The 22354-nt window shown below is 69.2% G+C and carries 21 protein-coding genes; 4 read left to right on the plus strand and 17 right to left on the minus strand.

The annotated features are described in order from the left end of the window. Positions 1–4: 4 nt before the first annotated feature. The 6 genes from A5781_RS00490 to A5781_RS00515 form a co-directional block, all read right to left on the minus strand. Complete coding sequence (locus A5781_RS00490; RefSeq protein ID WP_067199420.1) at positions 5–1066, minus strand: restriction endonuclease subunit S; 1062 nt, start codon at positions 1064–1066, stop codon at positions 5–7. Beyond that, a complete protein-coding gene (locus A5781_RS00495) occupies positions 1047–2438 on the minus strand; it encodes an N-6 DNA methylase (RefSeq protein WP_067199423.1) in 1392 nt (463 codons plus the stop codon). The genes A5781_RS00490 and A5781_RS00495 overlap by 20 nt, the downstream gene beginning before the upstream one ends. Further along, entirely contained in the window at positions 2438–3685 is a 1248-nt protein-coding gene (locus A5781_RS00500) for a winged helix-turn-helix domain-containing protein (RefSeq protein ID WP_197503640.1), read from the minus strand. The genes A5781_RS00495 and A5781_RS00500 overlap by 1 nt, the downstream gene beginning before the upstream one ends. 18 nt (positions 3686–3703) lie before the next feature. Further along, a complete protein-coding gene (locus A5781_RS00505) occupies positions 3704–4405 on the minus strand; it encodes a DivIVA domain-containing protein (RefSeq protein ID WP_067199427.1) in 702 nt (233 codons plus the stop codon). Positions 4406–4491: 86 nt separating this feature from the next. After that, positions 4492–4989, minus strand: coding sequence for a dihydrofolate reductase (locus tag A5781_RS00510; protein WP_067199430.1), 498 nt, complete (start codon positions 4987–4989; stop codon positions 4492–4494). Continuing rightward, positions 4986–5786: a thymidylate synthase gene (locus A5781_RS00515; protein ID WP_067199433.1), complete on the minus strand. Its 801-nt coding sequence runs from the start codon at positions 5784–5786 to the stop codon at positions 4986–4988. The genes A5781_RS00510 and A5781_RS00515 overlap by 4 nt, the downstream gene beginning before the upstream one ends. 42 nt (positions 5787–5828) lie before the next feature. Here A5781_RS00515 and A5781_RS00520 point away from each other — a divergent pair, with 42 nt between their 5' ends. After that, the gene (locus A5781_RS00520) at positions 5829–6578 is read left to right on the plus strand and encodes a dienelactone hydrolase family protein (RefSeq protein ID WP_067199436.1); all 750 of its coding nucleotides are present in this window, start codon (positions 5829–5831) and stop codon (positions 6576–6578) included. On the opposite strand, the gene A5781_RS00525 is transcribed toward A5781_RS00520, so the two are convergent. The 4 genes from A5781_RS00525 to A5781_RS00540 all read right to left on the minus strand — a co-directional run bounded on the left by A5781_RS00525 (position 6567) and on the right by A5781_RS00540 (position 11036). Beyond that, positions 6567–7781: a glycosyltransferase gene (locus A5781_RS00525; RefSeq protein WP_067199653.1), complete on the minus strand. Its 1215-nt coding sequence runs from the start codon at positions 7779–7781 to the stop codon at positions 6567–6569. The two genes, A5781_RS00520 and A5781_RS00525, sit on opposite strands and share 12 nt — an antisense overlap. Before the next feature lie 194 nt (positions 7782–7975). Then, a complete protein-coding gene (locus tag A5781_RS00530; RefSeq protein WP_082939157.1) occupies positions 7976–9067 on the minus strand; it encodes an acyl-CoA dehydrogenase family protein in 1092 nt (363 codons plus the stop codon). Then, the gene (locus A5781_RS00535; protein WP_067199443.1) at positions 9064–10257 is read right to left on the minus strand and encodes an acyl-CoA dehydrogenase family protein; all 1194 of its coding nucleotides are present in this window, start codon (positions 10255–10257) and stop codon (positions 9064–9066) included. Before A5781_RS00535 ends, A5781_RS00530 begins: the two co-directional genes overlap by 4 nt. A gap of 2 nt (positions 10258–10259) precedes the next feature. Beyond that, on the minus strand, positions 10260–11036 hold the full coding sequence (locus A5781_RS00540) for an SDR family oxidoreductase (protein WP_067199447.1): 777 nt from the start codon (positions 11034–11036) through the stop codon (positions 10260–10262). A gap of 89 nt (positions 11037–11125) precedes the next feature. Here A5781_RS00540 and A5781_RS00545 point away from each other — a divergent pair, with 89 nt between their 5' ends. Continuing rightward, complete coding sequence (locus A5781_RS00545) at positions 11126–11473, plus strand: PE-PGRS family protein (RefSeq protein WP_067199451.1); 348 nt, start codon at positions 11126–11128, stop codon at positions 11471–11473. On the opposite strand, the gene A5781_RS00550 is transcribed toward A5781_RS00545, so the two are convergent. Continuing rightward, positions 11464–14712 (minus strand): carboxyl transferase domain-containing protein, encoded by a 3249-nt coding sequence (locus A5781_RS00550; RefSeq protein ID WP_067199453.1) that lies wholly within the window; start codon positions 14710–14712, stop codon positions 11464–11466. The two genes, A5781_RS00545 and A5781_RS00550, sit on opposite strands and share 10 nt — an antisense overlap. Next, the gene (locus tag A5781_RS00555; RefSeq protein WP_197503637.1) at positions 14709–16244 is read right to left on the minus strand and encodes a class I adenylate-forming enzyme family protein; all 1536 of its coding nucleotides are present in this window, start codon (positions 16242–16244) and stop codon (positions 14709–14711) included. Before A5781_RS00555 ends, A5781_RS00550 begins: the two co-directional genes overlap by 4 nt. 38 nt (positions 16245–16282) lie before the next feature. Between A5781_RS00555 and A5781_RS00560 the strand changes: the two genes are divergently transcribed. Then, positions 16283–17116, plus strand: a complete 834-nt coding sequence (locus A5781_RS00560; protein ID WP_082939158.1) for an acyl-CoA thioesterase domain-containing protein — start codon at positions 16283–16285, stop codon at positions 17114–17116. Positions 17117–17121: 5 nt separating this feature from the next. Here the strand turns inward: A5781_RS00560 and A5781_RS00565 are convergent, their stop codons facing one another. Genes A5781_RS00565 through dapB form a run of 3 tightly spaced genes read right to left on the minus strand, consistent with a single transcriptional unit; the run spans position 17122 to position 18774 of the window. After that, positions 17122–17577, minus strand: a complete 456-nt coding sequence (locus A5781_RS00565; RefSeq protein WP_067199459.1) for a flavodoxin family protein — start codon at positions 17575–17577, stop codon at positions 17122–17124. Beyond that, positions 17574–18029 carry a hypothetical protein gene (locus A5781_RS00570; RefSeq protein ID WP_067199463.1) on the minus strand — a complete coding sequence of 152 codons (456 nt, stop codon included), beginning with the start codon at positions 18027–18029 and terminating at the stop codon, positions 17574–17576. The genes A5781_RS00565 and A5781_RS00570 overlap by 4 nt, the downstream gene beginning before the upstream one ends. 7 nt (positions 18030–18036) lie before the next feature. Beyond that, entirely contained in the window at positions 18037–18774 is a 738-nt protein-coding gene (dapB, locus tag A5781_RS00575) for a 4-hydroxy-tetrahydrodipicolinate reductase (protein ID WP_067199660.1), read from the minus strand. 103 nt (positions 18775–18877) lie between these two features. Between dapB and A5781_RS00580 the strand changes: the two genes are divergently transcribed. Then, complete coding sequence (locus tag A5781_RS00580; RefSeq protein WP_067199467.1) at positions 18878–20221, plus strand: HNH endonuclease signature motif containing protein; 1344 nt, start codon at positions 18878–18880, stop codon at positions 20219–20221. Between the two features lie 7 nt (positions 20222–20228). Here A5781_RS00580 and A5781_RS00585 read toward each other — a convergent pair whose 3' ends face one another. Both A5781_RS00585 and A5781_RS00590 read right to left on the minus strand, forming a co-directional pair. Further along, a complete protein-coding gene (locus A5781_RS00585) occupies positions 20229–21311 on the minus strand; it encodes a dihydrodipicolinate reductase (protein ID WP_067199470.1) in 1083 nt (360 codons plus the stop codon). Further along, positions 21308–22315, minus strand: a complete 1008-nt coding sequence (locus A5781_RS00590; RefSeq protein WP_067199473.1) for a Rieske 2Fe-2S domain-containing protein — start codon at positions 22313–22315, stop codon at positions 21308–21310. Before A5781_RS00590 ends, A5781_RS00585 begins: the two co-directional genes overlap by 4 nt. Between the last annotated feature and the right edge of the window lie 39 nt (positions 22316–22354).

The raw sequence follows: 22354 nt of genomic DNA on the forward strand, positions 1-22354 counted from the left end.
CACCTTAACGTGGCGGCCGTACCCGGAGCTCACCCGATATCAGCGGGGGCAGCAGCGCGTCGCGGACGGCGGACAGCCGCGCGCTCTCGGTGCGACGTGCGTGGCACAGCGCCCCCAGGTCGGTGATCGTTTGCAGGGCCGCGGTCGGCAGGCGCCGGACGTCCGGGACCATGACGTCCAACAGATCGCGCGGCTGGATCCGCTGATGGCTCCCCGAAGTCCCGGCCACCCGGCGTTGCAGCCGTTCGGAGACGTCGGGTTGCCGAACGGCCGACCACAGGGCCGAGGCGTCGACGCCGCTCGGCTTCAGGACGACGAACTCGCTGCTGGCCACGGCCATCCGCGGCGGCAGGCTCACCACGTTCCAGATTCGCGGAATCCGGGGATTGAGCTTCGCGAACAACACGCACGGCTCCGACAGCAGGAACTTGCCGCTCCTGATGGACTCGGCGCCCACGGCGCGGGGCTGCGCCCCGTCATCGAAGGCCGGAAGGCTGAAGTGCGCGACCACGTCGTCGAACTCGGTCACGTTGAGGAACGCCGCCGACCGGCACGCCAGGCTGGACAGCGGCACGCGTTCGCGGGCCGACTCCGCGATGGCGACCATCACGTTCTCGGCGGTCTCGATCACCCGTTCGTTGGCGGACACTTTGTCGTCGAGGGAGCCGAGCAGTTCGGCGATCGCCTGGCGCTGCGGCGCGCCCACGCTGCGCACCGCGACGTCACGCAGGATGCGCTGGCTCAGCAGCGGCTGCCCCGATCCGGAGCGGTGATCGCCCAGCCGGCAGGTGTGCAACGCGTAGTACCAATACCGCGTCTCGCGTGGGTCGTTGGCCCGGCATACCAGTGCGTTCTCGGTGACCCAGACGTCGGAGTCGCAGTACCGCAGGCTGCCGCACTGCGCCCCGACGCGCCCGAGGACGATCAGCGGGCCGGCCGCGTTGTGTTCGGCCGTGTAACCGATGGCCCCGTTGGCGCCGTAGACGCGGAAGCAGCCGCCCGGCGCCGGCAGCGGCGCGCCGCCGCCGGTGCTGAACGCCAAGTGGTCACCCAGTGTGGTGGTCACCCAGGCGCTCCAATTGTTGGCGTACAACGCTTTCCAGGCGTGCGGATTCGTCGAGTGCGGCGAGCAGGTCGCCGGTCAGCCGAGCGATCTTCTGCTCTACCGGCTCGCCGTCGCCCTGGGGGGCGGGCGCCCCGACATAGCGTCCCGGCGTAAGCGGGTAGCCTGCCGCGGCGATGTCGTCGAGCGACGCGGAACCGCAGAACCCCGGAACATCTTGGTAAGTAAGGCATTTCGTGGCAGCCGATTCCGATCCGCGCCACGCGTGATAGGTGTCGCCGATGCGGACGACCTCCTGGTGCGTCAGCGCCCGCTCGGTGCGGTCCACCAGGTAGCCGAGCCCGCGGGCGTCGATGAACAGCACCTGCCCGGACCGCTTGCCCTTGTCGGTGTCGAAGAACCACAGGCACACCGGAATCGACGTGCTGCGGAACAGCTGCCCGGGCAGAGCGACCATGCACGACACCAGGTCGGCGTCGACGATCCGCGCGCGAATCTCCCCTTCCCCGGCCACGTTCGACGACATCGAACCGTTGGCCATGACGACGCCGGCCTTCCCACCCGGGGCCAGTTTGGACAGGACGTGCTGAATCCACGCGTAGTTGGCGTTGCCGGCTGGCGGGACACCGAAGCGCCACCGCGGGTCGCGCTCGTCGCGGGCCCAATCCTTGATGTTGAAGGGCGGATTGGCCATCACGTAATCCATCTGCACGCCGGCGTGCTGGTCGTCGCGGAACGTGTCACCCCACCGCGCACCCAGCCCGGAGTTGTCGATGCCGTGCACGGCGAGGTTCATCTTCGCCATCCGCCAGGTCTGCTCGACGCTTTCCTGTCCGCAGATCGTGATTCCGGCGGGGTCACCGTCGTGTTCGGCGATGAACCGCTCGGTCTGCACGAACATCCCGCCCGAGCCGCAGCACGGGTCATACACCCGCCCGCTTGAGGGTTCCAGAACCTCGACGATCACGCGGACCACGCTGGGTGGGGTGAAGAATTCGCCGCCACGGCGCCCTTCCGCGCGCGCGAAATTGCCCAGAAAGTACTCGTACACCTCGCCCAGCACGTCCCGGGCGTGGCCACGCTCACCGAATCGCGCGGTGTCCAACAGGCCCAGCAGTTCACCGAGGCGGCGCGGGTCGAGGTGGTTTTCGTACAGCCGCGGCAGCGCCGCGGCCTCCATCGCCTCGTCGACGAGCCGGCCGATGTCGGGCGATTCCGCGTTGTGCACCAACAACTTCCACTGCGCATCGAAGGCATGCTTGAGGAACACCAGCCCGAGGACGACGTCCTTGTACTGGCCGGCGGATAGGGAGCCGCGCAGTTTGTTGGCCGCCTTCCACAGCGTGTCTTTGAGCTCTTTGTCCGTTGCCCGCATCAGCCGGCCACCCGCAGATCGGCGGCCAGGTCGCCCCGGGTGGCGACGCTGAACCCGCCAAGTTCCAGCCACGACGCCATCGACTGCAATTCGCCGGCCAGCGCCTCGACGACGCGCGGTCGCGGCACGTCGGGTTCACCGAACGCGCCCACGACGCGCAGCGTGTCGGCGGCCCGATCGGCCTTGAGGTCGACCCGCGCCACCAGCTGCCCGTCCATCAGCAGCGGCCACACGTAGTAGCCGTACTGGCGCTTATGGGCCGGGGTGTAGATCTCGATGCGGTAGTGAAATCCGAACAGCCGCTCAACCCGGGGCCGAAAGAAGATCAACGGGTCGAACGGACACAACAGCGCGGTGCCCCGGTCGGCGCGCGGCACCGCGCGCCCGGTGCGCAGATAGGCCGGCGCGGGCCAGCCTTCGACGTCGACCCGCTCGATCTCACCCGCGGCCACCAGGTCGGCGACCGCCGGCTTGACCTGCTGGGCCGACAGCCGGAAGTAGTCGCGGATGTCGGCCTCGGTGCCCACGCCGAGCGCGGTGGCCGCCCGCAGCGTGAGTTCCCGGACGGCCTCCTCGTCGTCGACGTCGCGCGCCAGCACGCCCGCCGGCAGCACCCGTTCCACCAGGTCGTAGTGCCGTGCGAAGCCCACCCGGGTTGCCGTCGTGAGCACGCCGGCCGCGAAAAGCGCCTCGGCGACCCACTTGGTGTCGCTGCGGCTGCCCCACCAGCTTCCTCTGGGCCCGCGCGGTTCGGCCTCGAGATGGGCCTCGATCTGTCCGGCGGTGCTGGGCCCGAGCTCGGCGACGGCGGCGACGATCTTGTCGGCGAGCTGGGGATTGGCCTTGACGATGTGCACGCCCCAGCGGCCGTGCCGGTACTGGCGCATCCGCCAGCGCAGCAGCGGCCAGTCGTCGACGGCCATCAGCGCGGCCTCGTGCGCCCAGTACTCGGCCAGCAGCCGCGACGCGCGCGGGCCCCAGGCGGCGCGGTCCAACACGTCGCGGTCGTAGGGGCCGAGCCGGCTGAACACCGGCGCGTAGTGGGCACGCACCGCGACCGAAACCGAATCCAGTTGCAGCACTTGGATTCTCGATATCAGCCGCTTCAGATGGGCGCGAGTGATCGGACCGGCGGGCCGTGGCTCGCTAAAGCCTTGGGCCGCAACGGCGATCCGTCGGGCTTGCGCGGCCGACAGCCTGGGGGTCCGGATCGACACGGCGCCGAGAATACCGCTCGGGTGCGACAGCGCCCCGCGGCGACGCGGCTAGCCCGTGCTGACTTTCCCGTCCAGCGGCACCACGACGCTCGGCTCCGGCGCGCTCTTCTGCTCCTGGTAGGCCGACTCGAGAGCGGCCGGGACCGCTTCGAGGTCGCGGTACACGCCCATCAGCTGCTCGAGGACGTTGACCCGTTGCTTGATCGCCTCGTCCGCCGCACGCCGGGCCTGCTCGCGATAGTGATCGGCCTCGCGCTGGGCGTCGCGCCACGCCTTGTCGATCGCCGCTTCGGTCTCGGCGCGCATCCCGGCCAATTCGGCTTCGAGCTGCTTCTTGGCTTCCTCGTAATCGGTTTCCATGGCTTTTCGCTGCTCGGCCATCGCCGCCAACTCCTCTTCGTGCTTTCGCTGCGCGGCCTCGACCTCGGCCTCGGTCGCTGCGATCAGCGCGTCCGCCTCGCTCCGCGCCTCAGCCTGCATCTCGGAAACCTCCTCGACCGCGCGTTGCAGCATCTTCGCCATCCGGCGCTGCACCGCGTGGGGTGAGGGTGAGGTGTCGGTGAGGACGGCGACCTCCTTGCGCAGTGCGGCCGTTTGGTCGCCGGCTTCCTTCAGCCGGGACCTCAGGCTCTCGACATCGTCGAGCAGCAACTGCTGTTTGGTGGTCAACATCTCGATGTGGGCATCGACCGCGGCCGGGTCGTAGCCCCTGAACATGCGAGTGAACGCTTTCGTGGGTTCGGTTATCACTGCCAATTCCCCCTCCTGGCAACGTGTGGTGACGCGGAGAGACCGACCCCCGCGTCCGAGTATGTCACGGGCGCGGAGACCAACGCCTATGCCCGACGGTAGCTGTGCAGCCGGTACCGCAGCCCCGTGCGACTGACCTGCCACTCCCCCGTCTCACCCAGCCAGGCGTCGTCGAGCACAGGCGCCAGCGCGTCGTCGTCGTCGCGCCGCAGGTCGACTTCGACCTCGGTGACCTCACACCGCGTGGCGTGGGGCAGCGCGAGCAGATAGACCTGCTCGCCACCGATCGCCCACGTCTCGGGCTCGGTCTCGGAACCGGCAAGAGCCGCCTCGAGCGACCCGACGACCTCCGCGCCGTCGGCCACGAAGTCCCTCCGCCGCGAGAGTACGACATTCCTGCGACCGGGCAGCGGCCGGACCTTGGCAGGCAGCGACTCCCACGTGCGCCGGCCCATGATCACGGTGTGCCCGATGGTCAGCTCTTTGAAGCGGGCCAGGTCCTCGGGGACTCGCCACGGGATGTCGCCACCACGGCCGATGATGCCCGACGTCGACTGAGCCCACACCAGGCCGAGGTCGGTCATACAGCGACGGGGGCTTTGATCGCGGGGTGCGGGTCGTAGTTCTTCACGACGACGTCGTCGTAGGTGTAGTCGAAGATCGAATCCCGGTGTCCCAGTACAAGTTCCGGGTACGGCCGCGGCTCGCGGCTGAGCTGGGTGCGCACCTGCTCGACGTGATTGTCGTAAATGTGGCAGTCGCCGCCCGTCCAGACGAACTCACCGACCGACAGGTTGGCCTGGGCGGCCATCATGTGGGTGAGCAGCGCGTAGCTGGCTATGTTGAACGGCACACCGAGGAAGAGGTCGGCGCTGCGCTGATACAGCTGGCAGCTGAGCCGACCGTCGGCCACGTAGAACTGGAAGAACGCGTGGCACGGCGGCAGCGCCATCTGCGGGATCTCCCCCACGTTCCACGCCGAGACGATGATGCGCCGCGAGTTCGGGTCGGTGCGCAGCAAGTCCAGCGCCGCGGTGATCTGGTCGACGTGCTCACCCGTCGGCGTCGGCCAGGACCGCCACTGCACGCCATATATCGGCCCGAGATCGCCTGTCTCGCTTGCCCATTCGTCCCAGATAGTGACGCCGTGCTCGTGCAGCCAGGCGACATTCGAATCGCCGCGCAGGAACCACAGCAACTCGTAGATGACCGACTTCAGATGCACCTTCTTGGTGGTGAGCAGCGGGAAGCCGGCCGACAGGTCGTAGCGCAACTGCTGGCCGAACAGGCTGCGGGTCCCGGTGCCGGTGCGGTCGGCTTTGGCCGTGCCCCGCTCGAGCACCAGGCGCAACAGGTCCTCGTAGGGCGTCGGGATCGGCACGCGGCCAGCTTAGCTCCCAGGGCCAGGAGTAGAACGGGTCCCATGCCGAACATCATCGACACCATCGCCACCGCTGACGGGATCTGCACCGTCCACTTGTTCACCCCCGATGGTCCGGAATCCCAAGTTCCGTGGCCCGGCGTGGTCATGTACCCCGACGCCGGCGGATTTCGCGACACCTTCGAACAAATGGCGGCCAAATTGGCCGGATACGGCTACGTCGTGCTTCTTCCCGACGTGTACTACCGCAGCGGCGAGTGGGCTCCGTTCGACATGGCCACCGTGTTCGCCGACGAGAAGGAACGCAAGCGGCTGTTCGGGATGATCGGCAGCATCACCCCGGACAAGATGGCCAGCGACGCCGTCGCCTTCTTCGACTACCTGTCGGCCCGGCCGGAGGTGTCCGGGGAGCGCTTCGGCGTGTGTGGATATTGCATGGGCGGCCGCACGTCCTTGGTGGTCGCCGGCCGGGTGCCCGAGCGCGTGGCCGCTGCGGCGTCCTTCCACGGCGGCGGCCTGGTGACCGACACGGCGGACAGCCCGCATCTGCTGGCCGATCGGATGCGCGCGACGGTGTATGTGGGTGGCGCCAAAGATGACGCGTCCTTCACCCACGACCACGCCGAGCAGCTCGACAAGGCGCTGACCGCAGCCGGCGTGCAGCACACGATCGAGTGGTATCCGGCGGCCCACGGGTTCGCGGTTCCGGACAACGCGCCGTATGACCCCGCCGCGGCGGAGCGGCACTGGCAGGCGATGACCGAGGTCTTCGCTTCCGCGTTACCGCGCTAACCCGTCCAGCAGCAGCGTCGCGGCCACCGCCGCGCCGTCGGTGCGGATCGTGGCGGCCACGGCACTCGCCCGCGCACGGATATCCGGCGACAGGGCCGTCTCGAGCGCGGCCGACAGCGACTCGGCGGTAGGCGCCGGACCGTCGTGCGCGACACCGATGCCCAGGTCCGCCACCCGACCGGCCCAATACGGCTGATCGGCCCCCTGCGGCAGCACCACCTGCGGCGCACCGGCCCGCGCGGCGGTGGTCGTGGTGCCCGCGCCGCCGTGGTGCACGACTGCGGCGACGCGGGCGAAGAGCGCCCGGTGGTTGAGCTCACCGACGGCGAGGCAGTCGTCGCGGTCGTCTATCGGGGCCAGGCCGGCCCAGCCTCGGTAGAGAATCGCCCGGCGGCCATGGGCGCGGACGGCCTCGACGACCGCCCGGGAAAGGTCGGTCGCGGCGCGCATCGGCATGCTGCCGAAGCCCACGTACACCGGCGCCGGGCCGGCGTCGAGGAACTCCGCCACGTCGGCGGGGAGGGGACGTTCGTCGGGCAGCAGCCACGCCCCGGTCTGGACCACGTCGAGCCCGCTTCGTTCCGGCCACGGTCCCAGCGTGGGGTCCGCCGCCAGCCATGGACCCTCGGTGAGGGCGTAGTCGCGGATGTCGTCCACCGGCGGCAGGCCCAGCGAGGCACGGTGGTCGTTGAGCGTCGCGCCGAACAGCGTGTCCATGTGCTGGGCGTCCATCCACCACAGCACCCGGTTGTCGATCACTCCCGGCGGAAACTGGCCGGCATACGTCGGGGGCAGGTGGTGCGGCGACGGCAGGATCGTCGGTTGGTAGCTCACATAGACGTAGGGAATGCCCAGGCGCTCGGCCACCGACCGCGCGCCCGCCGCGACCGGCGGGAAGCCGGTGGCCACCAGCAGGTCACATCCGTCGGCCGCGGCGGCCACCGTGTCGAATTGGGCGGCCACCAGCGCGTCCAAGTGCCGGCGGAGGTCGTCCTCGGACGGTGTGAGGCCGGCCGCCATCGCGCGCCACGAATCGCCGAATGGCACCAGCGGCAGGCCGATACCGGCCAGCAATTCCCCGAATTCCTGGTCCGGCGGCGCGCACACCCGAACCTCCGCGCCGAGCGCCCGCAACTGAACCCCGAGCGCCGCAAGCGGTTCGACCGCCCCGCGCGAATCGTGGGTGGACAGCAACACACGCATTCCGACGTTCTTCACCTCCGGCGTGCGGTCGGCCACCTCGTCGCCCACCGCGGACCGACACCTTCGCATGAAACGGCGGCCCGTGGCCTGCGTCAACCCGGAAGGCGATTCCCATGACGCCGCGAATACCGCGGCAAAATAACGAAGTTTGCCCTCCGCGGCGCGCCGCGGGGAAAAAATCAATCCGAGCCCAACTAGTTCGGGGGCAGGCCCACCAATTCGGCCAGCCGGGCGCGGTGACGGTAGGCGGTGCCGAAGATCAACTGGTCGCTCTTGGCGCGCTTGAGATAAAGGTGCGCGGGATACTCCCACGTCATGCCGATGCCGCCGTGCAGCTGCACACACTCCTCGGCCGCGTGCACGGCGACGCCGCTGCAATACGCCTGGGCGACGGCGGCCGCGAGGGCCGCGTCTTCGTCGCCGCGGGCACACGTGTCGGCGGCGTAGCGGGCCGCCGCCGTCGCGGCGCTGACTTCGAACCACAGATCGGCCAACCGGTGTTTGATCGCCTGGTACGAGCCGATCGCGCGGCCGAACTGCTTGCGCTGCTTGGCATATTCCAGCGTGGTCTGGAAACACCATTGGGCGATGCCGAGCTGTTCGGACGCGAGCAGGGCCGCCCCCGTGCGCAGCGCCTCGGTGACCGCGCCGTCGGCCGGCCCGACGCGTGACGAGGCGACCGCCGAAAAGCGCACATCCGCAAGGGGTCTCGTCATGTCCAGCGCCAGCAGTGGCGACACCTCCACACCGGCCGCGGTGCGCGAGACGGTGTGCAGCTCGTGTCCGTCCGGACCGGCAACCGGCACCACCAGCACGTCGGCCTGCGCGGCACCGGCGACGCTGGTGACCGATCCGCTCAGCCCGTCTGCGCCGCCGGTCACCGCCCCGGGCGGATCCCCGGGTGCTGTCGAGAGCGGCACTACCAACGCCGCGGTCAGCTCGCCCTGGGCCAGGGCGGACACGGTCTCGGTATCGCCGGCATGCAACAGCGCAACGGTGGCCAACACCGCGCTCGACAAGAACGGCACCGGCGCGACGGCCCGGCCGATCTCCTCCATGACGACCGCGGCCTCGCGGGCACCCGCCCCGGCCCCGCCAAGCGACTCCGGGACCAGCAGGCCGGCCACCCCGAGCTCGACGGCCAGTGCCCGCCAGAGGCTTGAGAAGTCTTGCGGTTCGGGGTCATAGGCGCGGGCCACCGATTCGGGCGGGCAGCGGTCGGCGAACAGATGCCGAACGCTGTCGCGCAGGGCCTCCTCGGTGTCCGAGTAGAGCAGGTCACTCACCGATCCAGGTCCTTCCACGCGACGTCCCTGTCGACGCGGTGCTCGCCCGGCAGGCCGAGAATGCGCTCAGAGATGGTGTTGCGCAGGATCTCCGAGGTGCCGCCCTCGATCGAGTTGCCGCGAGCCCGCAGATAGCGGTATCCGGGCTCGCGCCCGACCAGATCCACGACTTCGGTCCTGCGCATGGTCCAGTCGTCGTACTGCAGCCCCGCCTCGGCGTGCAGCTCGATGTCGAAGCCCGAAATGGACTGCGCCAGCTTGGCGAAGGCAACCTTCATGCCGGCGCCTTCCGGTCCGGGCTGGCCCACCTGCGCCTGCTGCCGGAGCCGCTCGCCGGCCAGGCGAAGGACTTCCGCGTCGACCCACAACTTCATCAGCTCGTCGTGCATCGCGGGATTGCGCACGCCGGGGTCATCCCGCCACGCCTTGGTGACCTTCCCGATGATCCCGCCCTCGCGCGGCGTTCCGGCGCGGGTACCGATCGCGACGCGCTCGTTGTTGAGCGTGGTGGTCGCGACCCGCCAGCCGCCGCCGACCGGGCCGAGCCGGTTCTCGTCGGGCACCCGCACGTCGGTGAGGAACACCTCGTTGAACTCCGCCTCGCCGGTTATCTGGCGCAGCGGGCGCACCTCGACACCGGGCTGCGTCATGTCGCACAGGAAGTACGTCAGGCCAGAGTGTTTGGGCACCGTCGGGTCGGTGCGGGCAACCAGGATGGCCATCTGCGCGTGCTGCGCCATCGACGTCCACACCTTCTGCCCGTTGACAATCCAGTCGTCACCGTCGCGGACCGCCCGGGTGGCCAACCCGGCCAGGTCCGAGCCCGCGCCGGGTTCGCTGAACAACTGGCAATACACTTGCTCACCGGTGAACAAGGGGCGCAGGAACTTTCGTTTCTGCTCGTCGGTCCCGAACGCCGCGATGGTGGGCGCCGCCATGCCCATCCCGATGAAGTTCTGTACGGTGCCGCCCACCGGCGCGCCGGCGCCCGCCAGCTGGGCGTCGACGAGTTCCTGGGCCTTTCGCGGCAGGTCCAGCCCGCCGAAGCCGTGCGGCAGGTGCACCCAGGCCAGGCCCGCGTCGTACTGCGCGCCAAGGAATTCGCGCGGATCGGTGGTGGCCGGGTCATGCCCGTCCAGCAGCGCCTGCACCCGCGCCTTCAGGTCAGTCGCCAGGTCATCGGAGCTCATGGCTAGTCCTGCGATCGAGCCTGAAAGCCCTGTGCGGCACCGAGCAGCAGGCCGCCGTCGATCACCATCGTCTCGCCGGTGATCCAGCTCGCCGCGTCGGAGACCAGGAATGCCACGGCGGCGGCCACGTCGATGGGCTCACCGATGCGTCCCAGAGCGATCGAGGACGCGAGCGGATCCTCGTGGTCCTTCCACAGCGCCTCGGCCAACCGGGTGCGCACCACCCCCGGGGCGATCGCGTTGACGCGGACGCGGGGCGACAGTTCCAGCGCCAGCTGCTTGGTGACGTGGATCAGCGCGGCCTTGGTGGCGTTGTACATGCCCATGGCCGGCGATTGGTGCAGGCCGCCGATGGAGGCGGTGTTGACGATCGCGCCGCCGTGCTCCCCCATCCACGACTTGACGACGAGCGAGGTCCACAGCAGCGGGGCCCAGAGGTTGACGTCGAAGATCTTGGTGAAGCGGGCGTGGTCCTGGTCGATCAGCGGGCCGTACGCCGGGTTGGTGCCTGCGTTGTTGATCAGGATGTCCACGCTGCCGAAACGCTCCAGCGTGAGGTCCACGCAGCGCCGGGCGGCGTCCTCGTCGACGGCGTGCGCGCCGACGCCCAGCGCGTTGCCGTCTACCTGTGCCGCGGCCTCGTCGGCGGCCTCCTGCTTGCGGGCGGTGAGCACCACGTTGGCCCCGGCGGCCGCGAGCTGTTGGGCGATCGCGAGCCCGATCCCGCGCGATGCGCCGGTGACGATCGCGGTTCGGCCGGTCAGATCCAGTGAAGTCATCGAGATATGCCTTCCGTCGCGACAGCCAACGGTTTACCGTTCGCTATATGGATGTGTTTACACGTGCGTCAGCGTGGTATGCGACCCGCATGACCACGAAATTAACCTTCACGAAAAAACTGGTGGTGGGCGGGGCTGCGGCCGCCGCGATCGCGGTTACCCCGATCGCCGTAACCGATTCCCTGGCTTTCGCACCTGCGCAGTCCGCGGCACCCACGCACCTGGTGTTCAAGGACGACCCGAACGGCGGGGGCTGTGACGCCAACGGCAACTGCGGTTCGGGCGGCCAGAACACCGGCCCGGGCGGCGGTCCAGGCGGCCAGGGCTGCCTCCCGGGCGTCGGCTGCGGCTCCGGCGGCCAAAACGCCGGACCGGGCGGAATTCCGGGCGGCCAGGGCTGCCTGCCCGGCGTCGGCTGCGGTTCCGGTCACGCCTGATCAGTCGGTCCTCGCGGCTCCCGGAGCCTGGCGATCCAGGCCCGGGACTCCGCGGGGTCGATGACGTCGTCGAGTTCGAAGGTGGTGGCCGCCCGCAGCGCCTTGCCGTGCTCGTAGGCCGCCGCCACCAGCTTGTCGAATAACTCTTGGCGCTTGACGGGGTCACCCTCGGCCGCCAGCTCCTTGCTGAACCCGAGGCGCACGGCCCCCTCGAGTCCCATCCCGCCGATCTCCCCGGTCGGCCAGGCGACGGTGAACTGCGGGGCGCGAAAGGAACCGCCGGCCATCGCCATCGCCCCGAGCCCGTATCCCTTTCGCAAAATGATCATTCCGACCGGCACGGTCAAGCGCGCGCCCAGCACGAACATCCGCCCGAACCGCCGGACCGCCGCATCCTTTTCCGCGTCGGGCCCGACCATGAAGCCCGGGGTGTCGCACAGCGAAATCACCGGCAGCCGAAACGATTCACACAGCGCGAGGAAGTCGCCGGCCTTGTCGGCCGCCTCCGCGTCGATGGCGCCGCCGAGGTGATGCGTGCTGTTGGCAATCAGCCCGTACGCCGTACCTTCGACGCGGACCAGCGCCGTGACGATGCCGACGCCGTAGTCCGGCCGCAGTTCCAGCACGGAGCCGGTGTCCACGATCGCCCCGATCGCCCGGTGCACGTCATAGGCGCGTAACCGGTTCTGCGGCACCACATACCGGGCCAGCCGCGGATCCGGTGCCGCCCAATCATCTTTGGCGCCTTGGAAATACGACAGGTACTGCTTGGCCAGCGACACCGCGTGCGCCTCGTCGCGGGCGACCAGGCTGACCACGCCGTTGCGCCGCTGCACGCCGATCGGCCCGATCGCCTCCGGCGGGTACACCCCCAGGCCGCCGCCCTCGATCATGGCCGGCCCGCCCATCCCGATGTTGGCGTCCGGGGTCGCGATGATGACGTCGCACACGCCGGCCAGCGCGGCATTCCCGGCGAAGCACCGGCCCGAGACGATCGATACCAGCGGCACCCGGCCGCTCAGCGCGGCCAGCATCCGGAAGGTAGGGACGTCCAGACCGGCGGCGCCGCCGACGTCGGTGTCCCCCGGCCGGCCGCCGCCGCCCTCGGCGAACAGCACCACCGGCAGCCGTTTCCGGGCGGCCAGGTCGAACGCACGGTCGGTCTTGGCATGGTTGCGCATGCCTTGCGTGCCCGCCAGCACGGTGTAGTCGTAGGAGACCACGACGGCCTCGGCCGCCGCTCGCCCGAAACGGTCCGCGCCGATGGTGGCCAGGCCGGCGACCAGGCCGTCGGCCGGCGTGTTGGCGATGAGGTCGTCTTCCGAGCGCCGGCTGCGCTGCGCCGCGATGGCCAGCGCGCCGTATTCGACGAAGCTGCCGGGGTCGACCAGATCGGCGATGTTCTCCCGCGCAGTGCGACGGCCTTGCTTGTGCCGCTTGGCGACCGCGGCCTCGCGGCCCTCGTCGAGGGTGAACAGATGCCGCCTGCGCACCTCGTCGAGGTCGGCGCGCGGACGGTCGAGATCCGTTGCGGCCGTGGATGAGTCGCCCCGTACGCCGGCATCGGTGCGAGCGAACACGAGCAACGGGTCACCGGTTCCGACGACCTGCCCGGGCGTCACCAGATTGCGCACGGTCCGCAGCGCGTCCGGCGCGACGAGCACATGCTGCATCTTCATCGCTTCGAGGACGACGAGCTGGCTGCCCGCCGGGTGTTCCGCGCCTTCGGGCACCAGCTCGACCACCGTGCCGGCCAGCTGGGCGCGCAGCACGTCCTCGCCGGGATAGAGCTCGACCGAAGCCGCGCGGACGTCGTGCTGGTGCGACGAGGCCGCCGCCACCAGCTCGGGTAACTTCTCGTCGACGAAACCGGTGCTCACGCAACCGGATTGAACGGCGGGGTCATTCAACAGCTCGTTGAGGAAGTCGATGTTGGTGCGGACCCCCTCGATGCCGAACTCGGCGAGCGCGGTTCGGGCCTTCCGCAACGCCGCCTGCGGCGACGACCCGTGCACATGGGCCACCACCTTCGCCAGCAGTGAGTCGTATTGCGGGTTGACGACCAGGCCGGTCCTGCCGTAGGTGTCGACGCGGATCCCCGGCCCGCTCGGCGGCGAGAACGCGGTGAGCGTGCCGGCCGCGGGCACAACGGAGAGGTCGGGGGCGAAAGTCTCCATGTTGACCCGGGCCTGGATGGCGATGCCCCGATGCGCCGCGGGCTCCCCGATGATTTCGTTGCCGTCGGAGGCGATCCCGGCCGGCAGCCCGAGCTGGTAGTAGGAGGCGCCCCCGGCGATGGCCAGCTGGACGGCCACCAGGTCGAATCCGGTCGTCTCCTCGGTGACCGTGTGCTCCACCTGGATTCTCGGGTTGACTTCGAGGAACACGAATTCCTCACCGGCGAGCAGGAATTCGACGGTCGCCAGCCCCCGCAGCCCGACCCGTGCGCACAGCCGGACCGCGGCCTGGTGCAAGTCACGCCGCAATATGTCGGAAAGCCCTTGGGCGGGCGCCATTTCGACGAGCTTCTGGTAACGCCGCTGGATGCTGCAGTCACGGTCGCCGAGCGCAAGCGCGCGGGTTTGGTGCCCCGCCGGCGCGGCGACGACCTGGACCTCGATGTGCCGCGCGCCGTCGAGCAGCGCCTCGGCGAACAGCGCCGGGTCGCCGAAGCCCAGTTGCGCCTCCCCGGCGCACTGTTGGTAGGCGCTGCCGATCTGGTCGGCGCTGCGCACGGTGCGCATTCCCCGCCCACCGCCGCCGGCAAGCGCCTTGATCATGATGGCGCCGCCCTGGGCCTCGAAGAACGCCTCCATCTCGGCGACGCTGCTCGGCCCGTCGGTCGCGGGCAACACCGGCACCCCGGCGGCGGTGGCGGCGCCGCGGGCGGCGGACTTGTTGCCGACCAGTTCGAGCGCGTCGGCGTCCGGTCCCACGAACGCGTAGCCGGCGCCGGCGCAGGTGCGGGCGAATTCGGCGTTCTCACTGAGGAATCCGTAACCGGGGTGGATCAGCTCCGCGCCGCAGCTCTTGGCCGCGGCCAGGATGGCGGGCTGGTCCAAGTAGGCTCGCGGGCCGGCGCCGGGAAGGCCGATCGCTTCGTCGGCGGCATGCACGTGCGGGCTTTCGGCATCGTCTTCGGCGTAGACCGCGACCGTTCGCATGCCCAATTCGACTGCCGTGCGAATGATTCGGAGCGCGATCTCGCCCCGGTTTGCCACCAGTACGGTCGCGCTCATCGCAGCGGCTCTCCCCACTGCACCTGTTCACGGAGTTTGCCCTTGAGCAGCTTGCCGCCGGCGTTGCGCGGCAGCGCGCTGTCGACCACCGTGACGTATTGCGGCACCTTGAAGTCGGCGAGCTGCTCGCGACAGTGGTCGAGCACCGCCGGCACGTCGATCCCGTCCGCACCGCCGAACAACACCGCGCCCACCTTCTCGCCCATGACGTCGTCGGGAACCGCCAGCACGCACGCGTCCTGCACCTGGGGCGCCGCCAGCAGCACGGCTTCCACCTCGACGCTGGAGACGTTCTCACCGCCGCGGTTGATGATGTCCTTGAGCCGGTCGACGATGTGCACCCGGCCCACGTCGTCGACCCGCACCACGTCGCCGGTGTGCAGCCAGCCGTCCACGATGGTGGCCGCGGTCGCTTCCGGCCTGTTCCAGTACCCGGCGGTCACGTTGGCCCCGCGCACCACCAACTCACCGACGCCTGGCTCGTCGCCGCCAAACGGAATCAGGCCGAGGTCGACGGAAGGGACCGCGTAGCCGACCGAGTCGGCGTGCTCGACGGCATCCCGGCTGGGCAGCACCGTCATCAGCGACGAGGTCTCGGTCATGCCGTAGCCGTTGAAGACCGTGGCCTGCGGGAAGGCGTTCTGCACCGCCCGCACCAACGACGGGGCGATCGGGGCGCCCCCGTAACCCACCCAGCGGACGCTGGAAACGTCGGCGTCGGCAAAGGCATTCTGCCGCAGCATCAATGCGTAGACCGCCGGAACGGTGACCATGACGGAGATGCGCTCGGCGCCCAGGGTGGCGATCAAGGCGTCCAGGTTGAGGGCGGGCATGATCACCGAGGCCCCGCCCAGCCGGGCGGCGGCCAAAAGCTGTGTGTTGCAACCGGTCACGTGGAACAGCGGCACCGAGATGAGCGTGCGCATCCCTTCGCCCAGGTCTCGGGGCTGGTCGAGACAGCGGATCCCGTTCTCGGTGTTGGTCAGGAAGGCCTCGTGAGTGGTCGGCACGCCTTTGGGGTGGCCGGTGGTGCCCGAGGTGTAGAACAGCGCGGCCACGTCGGCGGGGCCGAGTCGCTCGGTCACGTAGGGCTGGCCGTCGGGCAGCGGCGTGTCCGCCGCCAGGTCCAGTGTCGCCCCGGAGTCGGAGAGGACGAACTCGACTTCCGGTTGCGCCGAGCGCGTATTGACCGCCACCGCAACGCCACCCGCCATCACGGTGCCCCAGAACGCCAGCACCCAGTCGACGCCGGCCGGGTATCGCACCGCGACGCGGTCACCGGGCCGCAGCCCGGCGGCGCGCAGCCCACCGGCGACGCGCGCGGCGCGGTCCCACAGCTGGCGGTAGGTCAGCCGACCGGCACCGAGTTCGACCAGCGCCTCGCTGTCCGGGCGCCGGTCGACCTGTTCGGCCAGCATGTCCAGCAGCGTGGCGGGTAGATCGTCGTAGTGCGGGACGCCGTCGGCGTCGCGGGTCACGCCGGTCGTGGGGAACGGGTTGTTTTCACGGGAAATTTCGATCACTGCAGGCATGCCCGTTCCTTACTATCCGGTGTCCTATCGTGATAGCGGTGACGATCGACGATCCCGCCATCATGCCCGAGGCGTTCTTCACTGTCGACGGCGACTGCTACCTGCCCGGCCGGTTGACCGGAGGGCCGTGGGGTGCGGCGATGGGCGGCCAGATCGTCGGCGGCCTGCTCGGTTGGGGCATAGAGCAATCCGGCATCGAACCCGACTTCCAGCCGGCCCGCCTCACGGTCGACCTGTTGCGTCCGGCGTTGCCCGAGCCGGTGCAGATTCGGACCTCGGTGCAACGGGAAGGCCGGCGGATCAAGCTCGTCGACGGGGCGCTGGTGCAGAACGGCAACACCGTCGCGCGGGCCAGCGCGCTGTTCCTGCGCCGAGGGGATCATCCCGAGGGGGCGGTGTGGTCCGCGCCCCTTCAAATGCCGCCGCTTCCGGCCGATTCCGAGGGCTCCCCTACCGACATGCCGTTCCTGATCTGGGGCTACGGGGCCACCGCCGCGGGCAGCCCGGGCATCGCGGCCGGCGAGTGGGAACAGTCCCATTCCCAGAAGTTCGCCTGGACGCGGATCTTTCGCCCGATGGTGCACGGCCACCCACTGACCCCGTTCACCCGCCTGGCCTTCGTCGGAGACATCACGAGTTCGCTGACCCATTGGGGCACCGGCGGATTGCGCTACATCAACGCCGACTACACGGTCACCGCGAGCCGCCTGCCCGACGGTGAATACCTGGGGCTGGCGGCCCAGAGCCACTACGCGACGGCCGGCGTCGCGACCGGGGCAGCCACCCTGTTCGACCGGCACGGGCCGATCGGCACCAGCTCGGCGCTGGCCCTGGCCCAGCCGGCCGAGGCATTCAAGCCGGCTTTCGCCTAGACGGCTCATCCCATCAACTGGGCAGCAACCGTAGCGCCGAGTTCCCAGCACGCCTGTAGGTCGCTCTTGTCCGGCTTGCCCGAAACCAGCACGGTCTCTGCGGCTTTCGTCCAACCGAGCCCCGTGGTGATCGACATGACGCCGCGTTCGGCGCCCTCGGTGCCCTCGTTGCCGTGCAGGTACAAGCCGAACGGGCGCCCGCGCGTCGAGTCGAGCAGTTGGTAGTAGGCGCAGTCGAAGGCGTGCTTGAGCGCCCCGCTCATGTAGCCCAGGTTCGCGGGGCTGCCCAACACGTAGCCGTCGGCCTCGAGCATCTCGGCCGGGGACACGGTCAGCGCCGGGCGCCGGACGACCTCGACGCCCTCGATCTCGGGGTCGGTGGCACCCGAGACGACCGCCTCGAACATCTCATGGCAATGCGGGGACGGCGTGTGGTGGACGATCAGCAGCGTCTTGCTCATTGGCGGCCCTGCAATTCCAGCGCCGTCTTCATGGCCTCCCGCGCCCGCCTGCGGTCCCCCGCATAGTCGTAGGCGCGGGCCAGCCGGTACCAGCGCCGCCAGTCGTCGGGGTGGTCTTCGACTTCGGTGCGCACCGAGGCGAACAGCGCGTCGGCGGCGTCCCGCTCGATGCGGCCCGACGCCCGTCGCGGCAGCGCGCTGGTGTCGAGCTCCATGCCGTCGGCCGCGATTAACTGGGCCAGCTTCTGGTGGGCGAACCCGGACCGCAGGGTCGCCACCATGGCCCACAGCCCGATCAGGGGCATGATCAGCACCGCCAGGCCCAGGCCCACGGCGGCCGCCCGGCCCGAGGCGATCATCGCGACGGCCATCCGCCCCAGCAGCACGAAGTAAACCAGCATCGCCACGCAGAGGAACGCGATGAGGAACTGGGTGCGCAGGGCGGTGTTCATCGCAGGTTCAGTGCAGGTCGAGCAGGGGCTCGAGGCCCACGGTGAGGCCGCGCCGTTCCTGGACGCGCCGCACCGCCAACAACACGCCCGGCACGAACGAGGTGCGGTCCAAGCTGTCGTGGCGGATGGTGAGCGTCTCCCCCTCGGTGCCGAACAAGATCTCCTGGTGGGCGACCAGCCCGGCCAGCCGCACCGAGTGCACCGGGATGCCGTCGACGTCGGCGCCGCGGGCGCCGGGCAGGCTGGTGCTGGTGGCATCGGGGTTGGGCGGCATGCCCTTTCGCGCTTCGGCGATCAGCTTGGCCGTGCGCGCGGCCGTACCCGACGGGGCGTCGGCCTTGTGCGGGTGGTGCAGCTCGATCACCTCCACCGACTCGAAGAAGCGCGCCGCCTGCTTGGCGAAGTGCATCGACAGCACCGCGCCGATCGCGAAGTTCGGGGCGATGAGGACGCTCGTGTTGGGCTTGTCGGCCAACCACGCCTGCACTTGGTCGAGGCGCTCCTGCGTGAAGCCCGTGGTGCCGACGACGGCGTGAATCCCGTTGCCGATCAGGAACTCTAGATTGCCCATCACCACGTCGGGATGGGTGAAGTCGATGACCACCTCGGTGCCGGAGTCGGTGAACATGTCCAGCGAGTCACCGGCGTCCACCTCCGCGGACAAGGTCAAGTCCTGGGCGGCCTGCACGCCCGCCACCATCGCCGCACCGACTTTGCCCTTAGCTCCCAAGACGCCTACCCGCATGAGCTTCACCCTAGACCGGGCCACTTCATCCACAGTTGGGTGTTTATCCACAGCGGTCGCTTTCGCGGTGGCCGGCGCCGGAGTCCCCGGATAGTGTTCGAACATGAGTTCGATCGAGGTCCCGGCCGAGGTGGAGGCCGCCTTGGACGCGCTGGCCGCGGCCGATGCGGCGGTGGGCGGGCTGGACTTCGACGCGCTGCGCCCCGAAGTACGGCTGCGCGTGCTGGAAGCGATGGAGCGCTCTCACCGGCGCCAGACCGCGGTCGGCACCGACGTGATCGCCGGCCTGGCGAACGAGGATCCCGGCGACGTCGGCGGTCCGGTCCATAAGGTGATCGCCGACTGGCTGCGGATCAGCTATGCCGACGCGTGCCGTCGAGTTCGAGACGCCAAGCAGCTCTCGCCGCGCCTGACCCTCACCGGCCAGGAGATGCCGCCGGAGCTGCCGGCCACCGCCGTGGCGTGGCGGAGCGGCCTTCTCGACGGGCAGCACCTGCGGGTGATTCAGGCGTTCGTGCGCGACCTACCGGACGCCGTGCCCGCCGGAAAGGTCGATGCGGCCGAGCGCTTCCTGGCCCAGCAGGCGCTGGGTTTGCGTCCCGACCAGCTGCAAAAGGTCGCGCACCAGTGCGCCCTGCGGATCAATCCCGACGGGAAATTCTCCGACACCGACCGCGCCCGGCAGCGCGGCTTCGCCTGGACTGGGCAGCGTCTCGACGGTATGAGCATCGGCAAGCTGGTCGCCTCGCCGGAGCTGCGGGCCAATCTCGATGCCTGGCTCGCGCGGTTCGCGGCCCCAGGCATGTGCGATCCGGACGACGAAAAGCCCTGTGTCGACGGCGAACCCGCCGAGGAATCCGCGAACGGCGACACGCGGAGCCAAGCGCAGCGCCAGCATGACGCGATCAACGCGCTGGTGCGCGGCCAGCTGGGCGACCCGCGGTTAGGGGCGCACAACGGATTGCCGGTCACCGTCATCGTCTCCACCACGCTGCAGGAGCTGACGGCGGGCACCGGGCGCGCGGTCACGGGCGGCGGAACGGTGTTGCCGATGCGCGACGTGATCCGGATGGCGCGACACGCCTACCACTATTTGGCCGTGTTCGACGAACACTCCGGCCGCCCACTGTATCTCGGCCGGACGCAGCGAATCGCCACACCGGATCAGCGGGTGGTGCTTTATGCGAAGGACCGCGGCTGCACGCATCCGGGCTGCGACGCGCCGGGCTATTGGTGCGAGGTCCACCATCTCGACGAATGGGCCACCGGCGGCCTGACCGATGCCGACAAGCTCACCTTCGCCTGCACCCCGCACCACAAGCTGATCGAAAAGGGCTGGCACACAAGGAAGCTAACTGACGGGCGTACCGAATGGATTCCGCCTCGCGTGGGCCGCGGCCCGGGCACTAACGACTATCACCACCCGGAGCGCCTCGCGGATCCTTGACCGGCGCCTAAGTCTTGAACCGACCGGCGAACCCGCGCAGCGGCAGGTCCGCGCTGGTGATGAGCCCCGGCGGCGCCGCCACGACCGATTTGATCGAGGCCAGCGCGGGCATGCCGGTGACGGTCATCCCGATGGAGGCGAAGTTGTCCGGGTTGGACAGGTCCACACCGGGCTTGGGGAAGATCATGTGCTTGTTGTAGATGCACGGGTCGCCCTTGATCTGGGTGATGTAGCAGCCCTTGATGTTCCAGCTCGGATCGGTGTGCGGCGTCATCTGCCACTCCAGGTGCGTCTCGACCCGGGGCACCCCGTCCACCATGCCCTGGTACTTGATGTAGTTGCCGCCCAGCGAGCCTTTGGGCAGGGTGTACCAGCCCAGGTCGACGTCCTTGGTGCAGGCGCCCAGCTCGTAGCTGAACTTCACCTCGTCGAGGGTCAGATCGAAGCAGTCGGCCATCATCAACACGCTGTCGGCGAAGACGCGGGTGTACTTCTCCAGCTTGGACGGGATCTCCGGATCGTCTACCGGCTGGCCGTAGCCCACCTCGATCCAGGTGTCCTTGGAGTGGTGGCACGACACGTCCACGGACTCGATGGTGGTGACGTTCTCGATGTCGGCGACGTCGGCCGAACACACCACGCCCAGTATCTGGTTCAGGCCCGGGTTCATCCCGGTCCCGTAGAACGTCGCGCCACCCTTTTCGCAAGCCTCGGCGAGCAGCCGGCTCACCGGCTTGCCCGACGGGTGCGGATGGTTCTTGTCGCGGTGCCAGCCGGTGATCCAGTCGGCGGTGGTGACGATATTGATCCCGGCCTCAAGCACTTTGACGTAGAGGTCCTCGTCGGGAAACACACCGTGGAAGGTCAGCACGTCCGGCTTGGCGGCGATGATCTCCTCGATGGAGCCGGTGGCCTTCACCCCGTTGGGCTCAATGCCCGCGAGCTCGCCGGCATCGCGCCCGATCTTGTCCGGCGAATAGCAGTGCACGCCAACGAGTTCGAGGTCTGGCTGGGTGGCGATCCGCTTGATCATCTCCGAGCCGACATTTCCGGTGGCCACTTGGAAGACGCGGACCGGTGCTGTACTCATTCCGTTGAGCCTTTCTGCGTTGCGAATGCCTCGGGGTAGAACTGCTTGGCCCACTTGCGGATTGCGGTGAAGCCCTCGTACTCGTCGGTGGCCAGCGCAGGCGGGTCGGAGTAGCGCTGGTGCCGCCAGATCTCGATGTCCTGCTCGAACTGCCGGATCACCTCACGGCCGAACTCGGTCGCCTTGAGCTCGGCGCGGGCCGGGTCTTTGCCCGGCGTGCGGCCGATGTAGACCATGAAGCGGACGTCGGAGGTGAACTCGTCTACCGGGGTGACCGCGGAGATGGTGCGGTTGTCGATCATCCCCCAGCTCTTGGTCACCGCGATGCCCAGACCGCCGTTGATGGCCTCGACGCCGCTGTTGACGTCCTCGATCTTCTGCCCGTCGTCACCCTCGAAGGTGATGGTGAAGTCGACGAACGACACCGGTTCGGCGAAGTCGTGCCGGGTGAACACCGGCACGATAGGCGTGTTGTGCACGAACTTGAAATGTGCGAAGTCGACACCGTTTTCAAGCACGTACTGCGGATGCAGCTCCAGGGCCGGCCGGTACAACCGCTGCTGGGGGTAGTAGTCGTCCGAGTTGCTGCCGTCGCCGAACGCGCCGAACACGTCCGGAGCATCGAAGTACGGCTCGCGGCGCTCGACGTCGTGCCAGATGTAGACCGACTCGTTGCGTTCCACCACGGGGTAGGTGCGGATGCGCCGCCCGCGGTTGGGGCGATCCTGGTACGGAATGCGGACGTTGCGGCCCTCCTGGCTCCACTGCCACCCGTGGAAGGGGCACTGCAACACCTCGCCGACGACCGTGCCGCCGTAACCGAGATGCGCGCCGAGGTGTTCGCAGTAGGCGTTCATCACGGTGAGCTGACCCGACTCGGCCCGCCACGCGACCATCTCCTGGCCGAAATACTTCATCTTGTGCACGTCGCCCATACCGATCTCGTCGGACCAGGCGACCTGGAACCAGCCCGTGGGCCTCATCGACAGCGGCGGCTTAGCCATGCGGGATCCCTCCTTGAAAAGAATGATAGGCGGGGCGAC

The sequence above is a fragment of the Mycobacterium sp. 852002-30065_SCH5024008 genome (assembly GCF_001665645.1).
Lineage (GTDB): Bacteria > Actinomycetota > Actinomycetes > Mycobacteriales > Mycobacteriaceae > Mycobacterium > Mycobacterium paraffinicum.

Bases quoted from the DNA above. Each gene is read 5' to 3' on its own strand.
- A5781_RS00495 (WP_067199423.1), bottom strand. From the start codon at position 2,438: ATGCGGGCAACGGACAAAGAGCTCAAAGACACGCTGTGGAAGGCGGCC.
- A5781_RS00510 (WP_067199430.1), bottom strand. From the start codon at position 4,989: ATGACCGACCTCGGCCTGGTGTGGGCTCAGTCGACGTCGGGCATCATC.
- A5781_RS00520 (WP_067199436.1), top strand. From the start codon at position 5,829: ATGCCGAACATCATCGACACCATCGCCACCGCTGACGGGATCTGCACC.
- A5781_RS00525 (WP_067199653.1), bottom strand. From the start codon at position 7,781: ATGCGTGTGTTGCTGTCCACCCACGATTCGCGCGGGGCGGTCGAACCG.
- A5781_RS00535 (WP_067199443.1), bottom strand. From the start codon at position 10,257: ATGAGCTCCGATGACCTGGCGACTGACCTGAAGGCGCGGGTGCAGGCG.
- A5781_RS00540 (WP_067199447.1), bottom strand. From the start codon at position 11,036: ATGACTTCACTGGATCTGACCGGCCGAACCGCGATCGTCACCGGCGCA.
- A5781_RS00545 (WP_067199451.1), top strand. From the start codon at position 11,126: ATGACCACGAAATTAACCTTCACGAAAAAACTGGTGGTGGGCGGGGCT.
- A5781_RS00550 (WP_067199453.1), bottom strand. From the start codon at position 14,712: ATGAGCGCGACCGTACTGGTGGCAAACCGGGGCGAGATCGCGCTCCGA.
- A5781_RS00555 (WP_197503637.1), bottom strand. From the start codon at position 16,244: ATGCCTGCAGTGATCGAAATTTCCCGTGAAAACAACCCGTTCCCCACG.
- A5781_RS00565 (WP_067199459.1), bottom strand. From the start codon at position 17,577: ATGAGCAAGACGCTGCTGATCGTCCACCACACGCCGTCCCCGCATTGC.
- A5781_RS00570 (WP_067199463.1), bottom strand. From the start codon at position 18,029: ATGAACACCGCCCTGCGCACCCAGTTCCTCATCGCGTTCCTCTGCGTG.
- dapB (WP_067199660.1), bottom strand. From the start codon at position 18,774: ATGCGGGTAGGCGTCTTGGGAGCTAAGGGCAAAGTCGGTGCGGCGATG.
- A5781_RS00580 (WP_067199467.1), top strand. From the start codon at position 18,878: ATGAGTTCGATCGAGGTCCCGGCCGAGGTGGAGGCCGCCTTGGACGCG.
- A5781_RS00585 (WP_067199470.1), bottom strand. From the start codon at position 21,311: ATGAGTACAGCACCGGTCCGCGTCTTCCAAGTGGCCACCGGAAATGTC.
- A5781_RS00590 (WP_067199473.1), bottom strand. From the start codon at position 22,315: ATGGCTAAGCCGCCGCTGTCGATGAGGCCCACGGGCTGGTTCCAGGTC.